The following is a 14,362-nucleotide window of genomic DNA, read 5'->3' on the forward strand; positions in this document are numbered from 1 at the left end:
ATTGGGCCGATGCCCTTCGAGAACAGCGACCACGTCCAGGCCACCACCGCCGGGTCCCTCCCGCGCACGCCGGAGCTCATCGCCGCGAACGCCGCTCGCCCCGTGGGCGCCGACGGCTTCACCCTCGAGACCACCGACGAGGTCCGCGCGATGACGAGCGCGGCCGTCGACGACGTCGTCGCCCGCCAGACCTCCCTCGGCATCACGCAGCCGGGTGACGGCGAGTTCGGCAAGGCGATGTCGAACAGCGTCGACTACGGCGCGTGGTGGGGCTACTCGTTCCAGCGCGTCAGCGGACTCTCGCTCACGGACGCCGACATCTTCACGCAGGAGCCGGTCCGCTCGAGCCCGGGCAACGTCCAGCTGACCAGCTTCCCGGACCGTCGCGACTGGACGATCTTCCGCGAGGCCTACACCGACCCGGCGTCGGGCATCGGCACCGGCAAGAACGCCACCGCCTTCCCCACCACGACCGGCCCGATCGCCTACACCGGGCACGAGGCCGCACGCACCGACGCCCACAACCTCAAGCACGCGGTCGAGGCGGCCGGTGCCGAGAACGGCTTCATCACCGCGCTCTCCCCCGGCTCCGCGGCCCGGGTCGCGAACGAGTACTACGCCACCGACGAAGAGCACATCTGGGCCTGGGCCGACGCCCTGCGCGAGGAGTACCGGATCATCCTCGACGCGGGCCTCGTGCTGCAGATCGACGACCCCTCGATCGCCGAGAACTGGGACCAGATCAACCCGGAACCGAGCCTCGAGGACTACCGCGCCTTCACCCGCATCCGCGTCGAGGCGCTCAACCACGCGCTCGAGGGGCTCGACACCAGCCGCGTCCGCTTCCACCTGTGCTGGGGCTCGTGGCACGGCCCGCACACCACCGACATCGAGCTCCGCCACATCGTCGACCTCATGCTCGACATCGACGCCGGCGCGTACTCGTTCGAGGCCGCGAACGCCCGCCACGAACACGAGTGGACCGTGTGGCAGGACGTCACGCTGCCCGACGGGAAGGTGATCGTCCCCGGCGTCGTCGGCCACGCCACGAACGTCGTCGAGCACCCCGACCTGGTCGCGCAGCGCATCGAGCGGTTCGCCTCGGTCGTCGGGCGCGAGCGCGTCATCGCCGGCACCGACTGCGGCCTGGGCGGCCGCATCCACCCGCAGATCGCCGCCGCGAAGCTCGAGTCGCTCGGCGAGGGTGCACGCCGCGCGAGCGCGAAGCTCTTCTGAGCCGCACGTTCCTTCCCAGAACGGCTGCGGTAGCAAGCGAGAACGGGCATACCTGCCACGAAGATCACGGCAGGTACGCCCGTTCTAGCGAGGTACGCCCGTTTCGTGCAGGTACGCCCGGTCTGGGGAGGTACGCCCGGCTGTGCACCCACGCACGGGCGGACGGGAGGCACGGCACGGGCTGGCACCGCGCCTCCAGGCCGTCAGCGGCGTCGGCCCAGGGCGACGGCCGCGATCGCCACGAGCGCTCCGGCCCACAGCACGGGACGCGTGACGCGCCGTCGCTTCGCGACCCAGCCGCCGTTCGTGGCGTTGCCGGCGTCCGCCGGGGCGTAGAGGTTGCCGTCGGTCGGGTCGCCCTTCCCGCGCAGCGCGAAAGTCTCGACCATCGGCTTCGTGATCTTGTGGAACAGCCCCGGGAACACGTACTGCAGCGGGACGAGCGACGCCTGGATGCGGCCGACGTAGCGGTACCGCTTCGGGTGCGTGGCGGCGGTCACGACGGCACGACCCGCGCGCTCGACCGAGACCGTCGGCGGCAGCGGGTGCGAGTTCTTGCCGGTGTAGTTGGCGCCGTTCTGGTAGATCGGCGTGTCGATCGTCGACGGCAGCAGCGTGGTGAAGCGGATGCCGGTGTGCGCGAACTCGTCACCGAGGACGTCGACCAGGCCGAGCGCCGCGTGCTTGCTCGTGACGTAGGCCGACTGGTAGGGCGCCGACAGCAGCGACTGGATCGAGCCGACGAGCACGTAGGTGCCCGTGCCGCGCTGCTTCCAGTGCGGGAGCAGGTGCGTGATCGCGTTGAGGTGGCCGTAGAGGTTCGTGTCGACGACCCGCTTGAACGCCTCGGTGGGGGTCTGCTCGAACAGGCCGTAGACGAACAGGGCCGCGTTGCCGACGAAGACGTCGATCCGCCCGTGCCGACTCGTCACCGTGCCGATGAGGTCCTCGACCTGGTGCTCGTCGGCGACGTCCGTCGGGATCGCGACCGCATCGGCCCCGAGTGCACGGCACTCGGCGGCGGCGGCCTCCAGGGAGTCGTGGCCGCGTGCGGCGAGCACGAGCGTGGCACCCTGTCGGGCGAACTCGTGCGCCGCGGCCCTCCCGATGCCGCTCGATGCTCCGGTGACGACGACGATCTTCCCGCGGTACCGATGTCCCATGCGTCCTTGGTACGCGCCTGCTGGTCCGTTCCCGCACAGACGGGCCGTACCCCTCGCCCCGGTGCGAGGATGGAGCATGCGCAAGGACGACCTGACCGTCGACGAAGCCACGGTCATCGCCGAACACGCCCGGTCCGGTGCCCTCGAGCTGGACGACCCCGAGGTCCGCAAGGTCGTCGAGCAGGCGAACCGGGTGCTGGTCCGTGCACAGATGTGGGGCGAGGAGCGGAGTCCGAAGCTGCGTCGTCGCCGTCGGTTCATCGCGATCGGTGCGCTCGTGATGGTCCTCGTCTGGGTGGCCGGACTGCTCGTGCCGCTGGCGCTGCGCTTCGGCGTGTAGCCGGAGCCGAGCCGAGACCGGAGACGAAGCGTCGGCCCCCTCGGTTCAGCGGCCGGTGCGGGCGTTCCGGGCGAGGAGCCAGAGGTACGTGCTGTGCCCGACGAGCGCCAGGCCGAAGAAGATCGCGGCGACGGCGTAGACGCGGTCGAGCTTCCCCTGCCCGATGACGAGCATCACGATGCAGAACGCCACGGCGATCGCCAGCACGCCGACCTGCACGGTCGACCAGATCCGTCGGAAGCGCGGCATGCCCGTCTCGTTCACCCGGCCATTCTCCCCCATGCCGCGCCCGCCGTGCGGTCGCCCGACGTCAGCCCGCGGTACGACGCGGGCGAGGCACGTCGGTACCGTGCTCCGATGTGCTGCCCCGCAGGCCGGACCTAGCGTGCAGGCATGGACACGCACCACCCCACGGCCACCCCCACCAGCACTCCGGCCCGCCCTGCACGCCGACGCCGTCGCCCGCTCCGGATCATCGGCTTCTCGCTCGTCGGGCTCGTCAGCCTCGGCGCCCTCACGCTCGGCGGCACGGCCACCTACGACGCGATCGCGACGGCGGCGGAACGGGACGACATCCGCCCGTACGGCGAACTCGTCCCCGTCACCGGCGGCCGGGTCAACGTCGCCGTCACCGGGTCCGGGGCGTCGACCGTCGTGCTGCTGCCAGGCTTCGGCACGGCATCCCCCGTGATCGACTTCGCCCCGCTCGTCGACCGGCTGCAGGACACGCACCGGGTGGTGGTCGTCGAGCCGCTCGGGTACGGCCTGAGCGACGGCACCGACCGGCCCCGGACCAGCGCGAACATCGTCGACGAGGTGCACCAGGCACTGTCGACCCTCGGCATCGACCGCTACGTGCTCGCGGGGCACTCGGTCGCCGGGATCTACGCGCTCGAGTACACGAACGCGTACCCGGACGAGGTGCAGGCGTTCGTCGGCATCGACAGCAGTGTGCCGACACAGCCCGGCATCGACGAAGCCGTCGGGTCCGGCCTGTTCCGCTTCGTGAAGGCCACCGGGCTCGCCCGTGTGCTCACGGCCGTGTCCGGCGACGCGTACGCCGGGTTGCCCTACACCGATGCGCAGAAGGAGCAGATGACCCTGCTGTCACACCGCACCAGCATGCGCGCGACGTACCTGGACGAGTACGAGCACCTCGGCGCGAACTTCCGACACGCCCGCAGCCTCGCGTTCCCCGCCGATCTGCCGGTCCGCCTGTTCGTCGTGGGCGACGACCCGGAGGTGCCGGGGTGGGAGCGCCTGCACCGTGAGCAGGCGGCGTCGGTGACCGACGGCCAGGTCGTCCTGCTCGATGGCGGGCACTACCTGCACCACACGCACGCGGCGGAGATCGCCGAGGGCATCGACGCGGTCGCCGACCTCGGTCAGTGATCCCGCAGCGCCCCGACGAGCTCGGCCTTGCGCTTCGACGAGTACCCGGTCAGTCCGAGCTCCTTCGCCCGCTTCCGGAGGTCCGCGACGGTCCAGTCGTCGTACGAGCCGGACTCGCCGCCCTTCCTCCCGACGGCCTCCTCGCCGCGGGCCGCTGCGGCGTTGCTGATCCGCGCGGCCTTCTCCTTCGAGTTGCCCTCCTTGCGGAGCTCCTCGTACATGTCCGGCTTCTTGAGTTGGTTCGGCATGGTGCGTCACGGTACGCGCGCCGGCCCGGCGTCGTTCCGAGCCGGCGGCGGCCCGGCGTCGTTCCGCGCCGCCGGCGACTCAGCGCTTCTCGGGGTCGTGGCCCCAGTTCATCAAGACCACCGCCACGGGGTGTCGTGCACGTCACCGTCCGGCCGCTGTTCCGAGTGCCGGGCGACGTAGCCGACCACCTTCCGCATGTGGGCGTGGTCGTCGTCGGTCCGGTCCGCCTTGTGCTTCTCGAGGATCCGGATGACGTGCCGCCCGCTCTCGTGCCCGGTCGACTCACCGCCGCCCGGGGGCTTCTGCCCGACGTGCTTCGACTCGTCGGTGTCGAGCCACTCGCGGAGCTCCGACGGGGTCATGTTCACCGCGTCGGCGAAGTCGCGCTCGGTCTGCTGGTCGTCGTCGTCGTCACTCATGGCCCCGAGGCAACCCCGCCGTCCTGGACGGGTGCGCAGGGCGGATGGCGCTCCGCCGCCGTCCAGCCGGGACGCGTTCCGTGGAGGCACGAGCAGGAAGGAACTCGCATGCCCACCGACCAGTACGAACACGGCGACCCGCGCACCCGCTACCCCGACGTCAAGCCGGAGCCGCAGACGCAGGACGAGCCGGGCCTCCAGTCCGCCATGGACCCGGTCCCCGACCTGGGCGAGACGAGCTACCGGGGCACCGGCCGGCTCGCCGGCCGCAAGGCCCTGATCACCGGCGGTGACTCCGGCATCGGCGGCGCCGTCGCGATCGCGTTCGCCCGCGAGGGCGCCGACGTCGCGATCGCCTACCTGCCGGAGGAGCAGTCCGACGCCGACCACGTGCTCGAGCAGATCCGTGCCGCCGGACGCACCGCCGTGGCGATCCCCGGCGACCTGCGTGACAAGGCGTACGCGCAGGAGCTCGTCGACCAGGCGGTCGCCGGACTCGGCGGTCTCGACGCCCTGGTGAGCGTCGCCGGCAAGCAGCGCTGGCAGCCGGACGTGCTCGACATCACCGACGACCAGTTCGAGGCCACGTTCGACGTGAACGTCTTCGGGCTGTTCCGCCTCGTGAAGGCGGCGCTGCCGCACCTGGAGCCCGGTGCGACGATCACCACGACGGCGTCCATGGAGGCGTACAAGCCGGCACCCGATCGGCTCGACTACGCGGCGTCGAAGGGCGCGATCAACAACCTGTCGAAGGGACTGTCGCAGCTGCTCGTCGAGCGCGGCATCCGCGTCAACGTCGTCGCTCCCGGGCCGACGTGGACGGTCCTGCAGCCGAGCGGCGGCGTCGACCCGTCGACGCTGCCCGAGTTCGGCAGCAGCGAGTCGCCGATGGGCCGCGCCGGACAGCCAGCCGAACTCGCACCGGCCTACGTCTTCCTGGCGTCGGACGAGTCGAGCTACGTCGTCGGCGAGACGCTCAACGTGAACGGCGGCATGGTCACGCCCTGACCTGCACCGCGCGCCGGCAGATCAACCGCGAGGACTGATCCGCGGTACATCGTGAGCAGGAATGGTCGGGTTCGCTTGCAGCACCCGACCATTTCTGCTCACGAAGCGCCCCCGGGCCCGCCCCCGCGATCGACGCGCACTGCTAGCGTGCAGACGTGTCCTGGGGTCGGCTCTACTTCGCACTGCAGGCCCTCGGCGGCGCGGTGTGGTGGATCACCGTCGCGACGCTCCCCGCCGTCCGGACGCTCACGCTCGGCTCGCTGGACCCGGTGGTCGTCGCCGCCCTCGACGTCCCGCTCTTCGTCGTGGCCTCGGCGCTCGCGGCGGTCTCCGCAGGCGCGGTCGGGCGGGTCTCGGCAACGGTCGCCACCGTGTGGACCGCGCTCGTCCTCGCCGGACTCGCCGTCTGGGCGACCGGCACCGGCGAGGCCGGCTGGGGCGTCGTCGTCATGACCGCGGCGACCGTCGGCTCCGTGCTGGCCCTCGCCCTCGTCCTGCTCGGTCGGGTGCCGACCGAGTGGTTGACGTCCGGTCCACTGCGGTTCCGCACGGCCGATCCGGGTGCCGCGACGTCACGGCACGTGGTCGCGACGACCGTGCAGATCGTCGTCTTCTGGGGGCTGTTCCTCGGGGTGTTCCCCGTGGCCATCGCCGTCGCCGAGCACCGCTGGAGGCTGCACCCCGCACTGCCCGGACCGGTCGTGACCGCGCTGCTGCTGGTCGGGCTCGTCGTCCTCGCGCTCGCCAGCGCGCTCGGCATCGCGTCGGCCGCGGCGATGTCGACCAAGGGCGCTGGCACCCCGCTGCCGTCCGCCAGTGCGAACCGGTTGGTCGTCGCCGGACCGTACCGCTCGGTGCGCAACCCGATGGCGCTCGCCGGCATCACGCAGGGCGTCGCGGTCGGGCTGCTGCTCGGCTCGTGGATGGTCGTCGTCTACGCACTCGCCGGGTCGATCGTGTGGAACTGCGTCGTCCGGCCGCTCGAGGAAGCCGACCTCGAGGCCCGCTTCGGCGACGGCTTCCGCCGCTACGCCGCCCGGGTCCGGTGCTGGGTGCCGCGGTGGCCGATCGCCGCGAGCGTGGGCGCGGTCCCCGTCTCCGTCAGCTCGCCGCGCCGGTGATGTTCACGAGCCACGTGACCCGGAACCGGTCGGTGAGCATCCCGAAGGTGTCGCCCCACGGGGCCGTCGTGAGCGGTTCGATGATCGACGCGCCCTCGGCGAGCCCGTTCCAGTAGCGGGTCAGGGCCTCGTGGTCGTCGCCGCTGAGCGACAACGAGATCGTGCTCTCCGACGGCGTCTCCATGCCCGTCGGCGCGTCCGATGCCATCAGCAGCAGGCCGTTCTCGCCCTCGAGCTGCCCGTGCATGACCTTGTCGGCGTCGGCGGGGTCCTGGCTCATGCCGGCTTCGCCGAAGGTGCCGATCGTGAGCTCGCCGTGGAACACCGAGTGGTAGAAGTCGAGGGCTTCGCGGGCCCCCGAGCGGAAGCCGAGGTACGGGTTGAGACGCACGGACATGGTGGACTCCTCACGACGGGCGGGCGTCGTCGCCCGCTGCGCGCCCATCGTCGCAGACGCGACGTGCCCGCGGAAGGGCACGGCGCCTTGGACGGGCGTGCGATGCGGCCTGGAGGCTCGTGGCGGCGCCGCCCCGCGCCTCCAGGCCGTCAGGCGGTCGCTCTGCGGTCCGTGGCCGGGTCTGCCCCGGCCAGGTCACGGATGCGCTTCGCCGGCACGCCCGCGTAGACGCCGTGCGCCAGCAGGCGCCCGGTGACGACCGCGCCGGCCGCGACGACCACGTCGTGCTCGATGTGCGCGCCGGGCAGGATCGTCGCACGGCCGCCGATCCACACGCGGTCCTCGATGACGACCGGACGGCCGGTCGCGGTGTCGCTCCACCGGCCGTCGGCGTCGATCGCGTGGTGGCTCGTCATGATGAGGACCTGCATGCCGATCGCGGCGTTCGCACCGATGCTGACGGGGGCGATGGCCTCGATGGTCGTCGCGCGGTTGAAGTAGACGCCTCGCGCGACCGACAGGTTGCGCGGGTCGCCCGTGAGCGAGAAGCCGACGCCGGGGGCCGACTCGGCGTGCGCTCCCGCGGCGTTCAGCAGGAGCCGTCGCACGACCCGCGGCAGGAACGGCGAGCCGAGCAGGGCCGTGAGCAGGACGTGCTCTCGGGCGTGCGCGACGTCCTCGCGGAGGCGTCGGGCGAACGTCGAGTGGACGGGGACGGCTGGCGTGGCCATGCGGCCTCCTGGGCTCGGGGGACGGTGCGGGGTCGCACAGCCGAAACGTAGGCGCTGCAGGGCCGCTCGACAACGGACGCACTGGTGGTTGCGCGATCCTTGCGGTATCGCCCGCCGGCCGGCACGACGGCGATCTCACCCGGTCGGTGCGATCCGGGCAGCACCCGCGCTCGCCTACCGTGCTGCGGCTGGGAGGCGACATGCAGGAGTTCGTGAACGGTCTGGTGCAGAACTCGTCCTTCGGCGCCTGGGACGTGGTCCTCGCCGTCGTCGTCCTGGTCGTCGGGTGGTTCGTGTCCGTGTGGGCCCGGCGGGGCGTCGTCGTGGCGCTGGCGAAGTGGAGCGGACTCGGGCCGAGCGGGACGAACCTCGTGGCGCGTCTCGTGCGCTACTCGATCCTCCTGCTCACGATCGGCATCGTCCTCACCGTGCTCGGAGCGCCGTTGCAGCCGGTGCTCGCCGCGGTGATCATCATCAGTGCGGTCGCGTTCCTGGCCCTGCGCGGGATCGCGGCGAACTTCGGCGCGGGGCTGGTCATCCAGGCCCGACGACCGGTGCGGATCGGCGACTCGATCGAGGTCGAGGGCGTGGCCGGCCGCATCGTCGAGTTGACGGGGCGTTCCGTCCTGCTGGCTACCTCGGACGGCAGGACGATCCGGATCCCGAACACCATGCTGCTCGAGAACCCGCTCTGGAACGCCAGCGAGTCGGGGGCGGTCCGGAGCGAGGTCCGGGCGCGGCTGCACGGGTCACCGGACCTCGACCGGGTCTGCCCGGTGCTGCTGGACGCGGTGTCCTCGGTGTCCTCGGTGTCCTCGGTGTCCTCGGTCTCCTCGGTCTCGTCGGTGTCGTCGACGGATCCCGAGGTCTTCCTGCACACGATCACGCCGGCCTGGGCGGACATCACCATCCGGTTCTGGTCCGCGTACGACGACCGCGAGGCCGCCCGGTCGTCGGTGGTGCGCGCGGTCGCGGTGGCGCTCGGCGGGGCCGGCCTGACCTGCTCGGTGTCGTCGGACGGACCGCGGTTCCTGACCGCGCTCGTCGACGCCGTGGACTGACGGTTCTGCCGGGTCGTGCGGGGTCGTGCGGGGTCGTGCGGGGTCGTGCGATCTCACCCGTTCCGGGCGTGCACGTCGACGCGCCGGGCGGTGAGGCTCGTCGCGCAGACCAACGAACAGGAGCGGACCATGGCCAAGCAGTTCTCCGGCAAGATCGAACTCGACGTGCGCGACTCCGTCGCCGACTGGGACGCGTTCATCCCGTCGAAGGCGCCGACGGGATCCCCGAACGTCCTCGTCGTGCTCTACGACGACACCGGGCAGGCAGCGTGGTCACCGTACGGCGGCCGGATCCAGATGCCCACGATGGAGCGGCTCGCCGCGAACGGCCTCACCTACTCGCAGTGGCACACCACGGCGCTCTGCTCCCCCACGCGGTCGACGTTCCTGACCGGCCGGAACCACCACGCGAACGGGTTCGCGTCGATCTCGGAGTCGTCGACCGGGTTCCCCGGCTACAGCTCGCACATCCCGCCCGAGAACGCGACGATGGCGAACGTGCTCCGCGACGCCGGGTGGTCGACGTTCTGGGTCGGCAAGAACCACAACGTCCCGATCGACGAGTGGACGGCGGGCGCCTCGAAGAAGAACTGGCCGCTCGCGCAGGGCTACGACCGGTTCTACGGCTTCATCGGCGGTGAGACGAACAACTGGTACCCCTCGCTCGCCGAGGACAACCACTACATCGACCAACCGTCGCTGCCCGAGGACGGCTACCACCTGTCGAAGGACCTCGCCGACCAGGCGCTGAAGATGATCCGCGACACGAAGCAGACCGAGCCGGACAAGCCCTGGTACCTGTGGTTCTGCCCGGGCGCGAACCACGCTCCGCACCACGCCCCGCAGGAGTACATCGACAAGTACAAGGGACAGTTCGACGACGGCTACGAGGCCTACCGTGAGTGGGTGCTCCCCCGGATGATCGAACGCGGGATCCTCCCGGAGGGCACCGAGCTCACGGAGCTCAACCCGATGACCCCCGGCACGTTCTCGGACTCCGACGTCGTGCGTCCGTGGGACGAACTCGACGCCGAGGAACGCGCGATGTTCAGCCGGATGGCCGAGGTCTACGCCGGGTTCTCCGAGTACACCGATGCGCAGGTCGGCCGCATCGTGGACTACCTCGAGGAGTCCGGGCAGCTCGACAACACCATCGTCGTCTACTGCGCGGACAACGGCGCGTCGGGCGAGGGCAGCCCGAACGGTTCGGTCAACGAGGGCAAGATCTTCGGCGGCTACCCCGACGACCTCGCGCAGAACCTGACGATGGTCGACGAGCTCGGCAGCCCGGACACCTACAACCACTACCCGACCGGATGGGCAGCGGCGTTCTCGACTCCGTACCGGATGTTCAAGCGGTACGTGTACCAGGGCGGGATCTGCGACCCGCTGGTGATCTCGTGGCCGGCCGGCATCGCCTCCCGCGGCGAGGTCCGGAACCAATACCACCACTCGACCGACATCGTGCCGACCATCCTCGACGCCTGCGGCGTGACGTTCCCGGACACGTACGACGGCGTGGAACAGCGACCACTCGACGGGGTCTCGATGCGGTCGTCCTTCGACGCAGCCGACGAGCCGACGTCGAAGCACACGCAGTACTACGAGATGTTCGGCAACCGCGGCATCTGGCACGAGGGCTGGAAGGCGGTGACCGAGCACGGACCGGGAGCCGGGACGAGCGGCTTCGACAGCGACCGGTGGCAGCTGTTCCACACCGACGTCGACCGCTCCGAGGCGCACGACCTCGCCGCTGAGCACCCCGACAAGGTCGAGGAACTCATAGCGCGCTGGTTCGCGGAGGCGAAGGCGAACAACGTGCTGCCCCTGAACGACCTGCAGATCCTGGGGAACCCCGAGGACTTCGAGACCTTCATCACGATGGAGTTCCAGGTCCCCGTCCCGCCGAGCGGGCAGTACACGTACTACCCCGGCACCACCGAGGTGCCGGAGCGTTCCGCGGCGAACGTGCACGGGGTGTCGTACAAGATCGTCGCGGACGTCGACTTCACGCCGGACACCGAGGGCGTCGTGTTCGCGCACGGATCCCGGTTCGGCGGCCACGCCCTGTACGTCAAGGACGGGCAGTTGTCCTACGTGTACAACTTCCTCGGCATCCCGCCCGAGAACGTCGTCTCCACCCCGGCTCCCACCTCCGGTCGGCACCTCGTCGGGGTCTCCTTCACGAAGGAGGGCACCGGGGAGTACCGCGAGGCCACCGGACCGCTCGCGCTCTTCGTCGACGACGAGCAGGTCGCCGAGACACCGATCAGGACCGTGCTCGGGCACTTCTCGCTCTGCGGCGAGGGACTCTGCATCGGCTACGACAGCGGCGACGCCGTCACGCAGGCCTACGCGGGCGAGCGGTTCGAGTTCCACGACGGCACGATCCACAAGGTCGTGTTCGACATCGCCGACGACGCCTACGTCGACCTCGAGGCGCACCTCGCCGCCGCGATGTCGCGCGACTGAGATGGCGACCCGGCAGGTGGGGGCGGCACCGGCGCGCAGCCGGACGTGGTTCGCCCCCACCCTCCGGGGGTACGACCGACGGTGGCTCGGGCGCGACGTCCTCGCCGGCCTGAGCGCCGGCGCGGTCGTCGTCCCCCAGGCCATGGCCTACGCGAGCATCGCGGAGCTGCCGGCACAGGTCGGGCTCTACACGTGCATGGCGCCGATGGCCGTCTACGCCCTGCTGGGCGGGTCGCGCGCGATGAGCGTGTCGACGACGTCGACGATCGCGACGCTCAGCGCCACGACGTTCGTCTCCGCGGGCGTCGCGGTCTCGTCCGACGACGCGCTCCGCGCGCTGTCGACCCTCACCCTGCTCGTCGGGGTCATCCTCGTCGTCGCTCGGCTGCTCACCCTGGGCTCGCTCGTCGAGAACATCAACAAGTCGACGCTGATCGGCGTCCAGATCGGGGTCGGCGCGACCGTCGCGGTCGGGCAGTTGCCGAAGCTGCTCGGACTGACCGACGACCCGACCGGGGCAGGGTTCATCCGCTCCGTGGTGGCGGTCGTCGAGGCGCTCCCCCGTGCGCACGGCCCGACGGTCGTGCTGTCCGTCGCCTCGGTCGCCGTGCTCCTGCTGCTGCGCCGGTTCGTGCCCGCGGTGCCGGGTCCGCTCGTCGTGGTCGCCGGCGGCATCGCGGCCTCGGCCGTCCTGCACCTGACCGACCTCGGCGTCGAGGTGATCGACCCCGTCCCGACCGGTCTCCCAAAGCCCGTGCTGCCCGACCTGACCCTCGTGCCGGCGATGCTCCCCGGTGCCCTCGGCATCGCGATGATGGCGTTCCTCGAGTCCGCAGCGGTGGCACGTGGGATCCGACAGCCGAGCGAGCCGCCGATCGACAGCGACCGCGAGCTGCTCGCGGCCGCCGCGGCGAACCTCGCCGGGTCCCTGACCCAGACGCTGCCGGCCGCCGGCGGGTTCTCGCAGAGCGCGGTCAACCAGCGGGCCGGCGCACGCACCCAGGTGTCGACCCTGGTGACCGTCGCGCTCGCGGTGCTGGTCGCGCTCGTCCTCGGACCGGTCCTGGCCCTGATGCCCACGGCGACCCTCGCCGCCCTCGTCGTCACCGCCGTCGTCGGACTCATCGACGTCCCCGCGCTCCGGAGGCTGGCCCGCATCAGCCGACGCGACTTCTGGCTCGCCGTGGTGACCGCGGCGGTCGGACTGACCGCCGGACTGCTGGCAGCCGTCGTCGCCGGGGTCGCCGGGACGTACTTCCTGGTCCTCCGCGAACTGCAGCGCGTCCGGCTGGCCCCGGGCCCCGTCGTCGGCACGACGATCAGCGCACGGATCGAGGGCGCCGTGTACACCGCGAACGTCCTGGCGTACGAGAACGCCGTGCTCCAGCTCGCCGACGACGCGGTCGGCGCAGATGCCGTCGTCCTCGACCTGTCGCGGATGCACGAGGCGACCGTCACCGTCCTCGACGGCCTTGCCGACCTCGATCACGAGCTCGCGCAACGCGGCGTCGTGCTCCTGCTCGTGGGCCTCCCCGGGTCGGCTGCGGAGACCGCGGCGCGGACCGCGTGGTTCCGCGGGCTCGTCGACGACGGCAGGGTGCTGCCGACGGTCGACGCCGCGATGGCCGCGCGGACGGCACGGGCGCCACGGGCGTCTCAGGCGGAGAGGCCCGACCCGGGCTGAGGCCGGGATCAGCCGTCCCAGACCACCCGGAAGCCGATGTGGGTGGCGGCGGAGTCGCTGGTCTGCGGCGACCGAGCCGCCGGCCGGTACCGCAGGCAGTACTCCGGCGCGCACAGGTGCGACCCGCCCTTGAGGACCCGCGTGACGGTCGCCGATGTCTCCGGGGCGGCGTCGTGGTGGGTGCCCGTCGGGCCGCAGCCGCAGTGCGCGGACGACTCGGTCGCCCGCGCCTCGGCCGGGGTCGTCGGGGTCGTCGGGGTCGTCGGGGTCGTCGACGGATCGTGCCGCTCGGTGTACCGCGAATCGGTCCACTCCCACACGTTGCCGATCATGTCCACCAGACCGAGCGCGTTCGCGGGGAACGACCCCACGGGCGACGTCCCCGTCCACCCGGCAGCCCCGGTGTTGCGGTACGGGAACGCCCCGTGCCACGTGTTGGCCATCGTTCGGCCGCCGGGGTGCGCCTCCATCCCCCAGGCGAACGGCCACGACGGGTCACCGCCGGCGCGCGCCGCGTACTCCCACTCGGCCTCGCTCGGCAGTCGCCCACCGACCCACGCCGCGTACGCCGCCGCATCGCCGTGCGAGACCTGGACCACCGGGTGCTCCTCGCGTCCGTCCACCGACGACGTCGGCCCGGCCGGGTGCCGCCAGTCAGCACCCGGACACCAGGTCCACCAGGCCCGCCAGTCGCCGAGGTCCACCGGTCCGGTCGTGGGCGCGAACACCAGTGACCCCGGAGCCCGGTCGGCCGGCGCCAGGTCGGGGTACTGCACGGGGTCGAGCGCGCGCTCGGCCTCGGTCGTCCACCCGGTCGCCGCCACGAAGGCGGCGAACTCGGCGTTGGTGACGGGGTGCGCGGCGATCCGGAACGCGGCGACCGTGCGTTCGTGCACCGGCCCCTCGTCGGGGTAGTAGCGGTCCGAACCCATCAGGAACGCACCGCCTGCGACGTCCACGGCCTCGAGCAGGGTCTGCATGCACCCGATCCTCGGGCGTCGGGACCGCGGGCCGCCTCACCCGGAGCGGATGAGGCAGCCGCCCTCACCCGGATGGGGTGAATGTCCTCAACGCGCACGACGATCCCTC

Annotated in this window: 15 protein-coding genes; 8 read left to right on the forward strand and 7 right to left on the reverse strand. The window is 71.6% G+C overall.

The window, feature by feature from the left end; genetic code table 11:
* Nucleotides 1–9 precede the first annotated feature (9 nt).
* Entirely contained in the window at nt 10–1,236 is a 1,227-nt protein-coding gene (locus M4960_RS03055) for a cobalamin-independent methionine synthase II family protein (RefSeq protein WP_173168440.1), read from the forward strand.
* Between the two features lie 203 nt (nt 1,237–1,439).
* On the opposite strand, the gene M4960_RS03060 is transcribed toward M4960_RS03055, so the two are convergent.
* A complete protein-coding gene (locus M4960_RS03060; protein ID WP_173168439.1) occupies nt 1,440–2,399 on the reverse strand; it encodes an SDR family oxidoreductase in 960 nt (319 codons plus the stop codon).
* A gap of 76 nt (nt 2,400–2,475) precedes the next feature.
* On the opposite strand from M4960_RS03060, the gene M4960_RS03065 reads away from it, so the two are divergent.
* Nucleotides 2,476–2,739: a hypothetical protein gene (locus M4960_RS03065; RefSeq protein ID WP_123672725.1), complete on the forward strand. Its 264-nt coding sequence runs from the start codon at nt 2,476–2,478 to the stop codon at nt 2,737–2,739.
* A 45-nt stretch (nt 2,740–2,784) separates the two neighbouring features.
* On the opposite strand, the gene M4960_RS03070 is transcribed toward M4960_RS03065, so the two are convergent.
* Nucleotides 2,785–2,988: a hypothetical protein gene (locus M4960_RS03070; protein WP_111085656.1), complete on the reverse strand. Its 204-nt coding sequence runs from the start codon at nt 2,986–2,988 to the stop codon at nt 2,785–2,787.
* Nucleotides 2,989–3,132: 144 nt separating this feature from the next.
* Between M4960_RS03070 and M4960_RS03075 the strand changes: the two genes are divergently transcribed.
* Nucleotides 3,133–4,131, forward strand: coding sequence for an alpha/beta fold hydrolase (locus M4960_RS03075; protein WP_248703417.1), 999 nt, complete (start codon nt 3,133–3,135; stop codon nt 4,129–4,131).
* Here the strand turns inward: M4960_RS03075 and M4960_RS03080 are convergent.
* Nucleotides 4,125–4,379 (reverse strand): Rho termination factor N-terminal domain-containing protein, encoded by a 255-nt coding sequence (locus M4960_RS03080; RefSeq protein ID WP_173168438.1) that lies wholly within the window; start codon nt 4,377–4,379, stop codon nt 4,125–4,127. The genes M4960_RS03075 and M4960_RS03080 overlap by 7 nt on opposite strands.
* Nucleotides 4,380–4,490: 111 nt before the next feature.
* Nucleotides 4,491–4,799: a DUF3140 domain-containing protein gene (locus M4960_RS03085; RefSeq protein WP_248703418.1), complete on the reverse strand. Its 309-nt coding sequence runs from the start codon at nt 4,797–4,799 to the stop codon at nt 4,491–4,493.
* Nucleotides 4,800–4,907: 108 nt separating this feature from the next.
* On the opposite strand from M4960_RS03085, the gene M4960_RS03090 reads away from it, so the two are divergent.
* Both M4960_RS03090 and M4960_RS03095 read left to right on the forward strand, forming a co-directional pair.
* On the forward strand, nt 4,908–5,807 hold the full coding sequence (locus M4960_RS03090; protein ID WP_123938225.1) for an SDR family oxidoreductase: 900 nt from the start codon (nt 4,908–4,910) through the stop codon (nt 5,805–5,807).
* Nucleotides 5,808–5,962: 155 nt separating this feature from the next.
* Nucleotides 5,963–6,928, forward strand: a complete 966-nt coding sequence (locus M4960_RS03095; protein WP_248703419.1) for an isoprenylcysteine carboxylmethyltransferase family protein — start codon at nt 5,963–5,965, stop codon at nt 6,926–6,928.
* Here the strand turns inward: M4960_RS03095 and M4960_RS03100 are convergent.
* Both M4960_RS03100 and M4960_RS03105 read right to left on the reverse strand, forming a co-directional pair.
* Nucleotides 6,909–7,325, reverse strand: coding sequence for a VOC family protein (locus tag M4960_RS03100; protein WP_123672882.1), 417 nt, complete (start codon nt 7,323–7,325; stop codon nt 6,909–6,911). The two genes, M4960_RS03095 and M4960_RS03100, sit on opposite strands and share 20 nt — an antisense overlap.
* 149 nt (nt 7,326–7,474) lie before the next feature.
* Nucleotides 7,475–8,056, reverse strand: coding sequence for a DapH/DapD/GlmU-related protein (locus M4960_RS03105; protein ID WP_248703420.1), 582 nt, complete (start codon nt 8,054–8,056; stop codon nt 7,475–7,477).
* Nucleotides 8,057–8,256: 200 nt separating this feature from the next.
* On the opposite strand from M4960_RS03105, the gene M4960_RS03110 reads away from it, so the two are divergent.
* The 3 genes from M4960_RS03110 (at nt 8,257) to M4960_RS03120 (ending at nt 13,273) form a co-directional block, all read left to right on the forward strand.
* The gene (locus tag M4960_RS03110) at nt 8,257–9,117 is read left to right on the forward strand and encodes a mechanosensitive ion channel family protein (protein WP_248703421.1); all 861 of its coding nucleotides are present in this window, start codon (nt 8,257–8,259) and stop codon (nt 9,115–9,117) included.
* Between the two features lie 129 nt (nt 9,118–9,246).
* The gene (locus tag M4960_RS03115) at nt 9,247–11,589 is read left to right on the forward strand and encodes an arylsulfatase (RefSeq protein WP_248703422.1); all 2,343 of its coding nucleotides are present in this window, start codon (nt 9,247–9,249) and stop codon (nt 11,587–11,589) included.
* Between the two features lies 1 nt (nt 11,590).
* Nucleotides 11,591–13,273, forward strand: coding sequence for a SulP family inorganic anion transporter (locus M4960_RS03120; protein WP_248703423.1), 1,683 nt, complete (start codon nt 11,591–11,593; stop codon nt 13,271–13,273).
* 8 nt (nt 13,274–13,281) lie between these two features.
* Here M4960_RS03120 and M4960_RS03125 read toward each other — a convergent pair whose 3' ends face one another.
* A complete protein-coding gene (locus M4960_RS03125; RefSeq protein ID WP_248703424.1) occupies nt 13,282–14,253 on the reverse strand; it encodes a formylglycine-generating enzyme family protein in 972 nt (323 codons plus the stop codon).
* Nucleotides 14,254–14,362 lie beyond the last annotated feature (109 nt).

This window comes from Curtobacterium sp. MWU13-2055 (genome assembly GCF_023242305.1).
Classification (GTDB): domain Bacteria; phylum Actinomycetota; class Actinomycetes; order Actinomycetales; family Microbacteriaceae; genus Curtobacterium.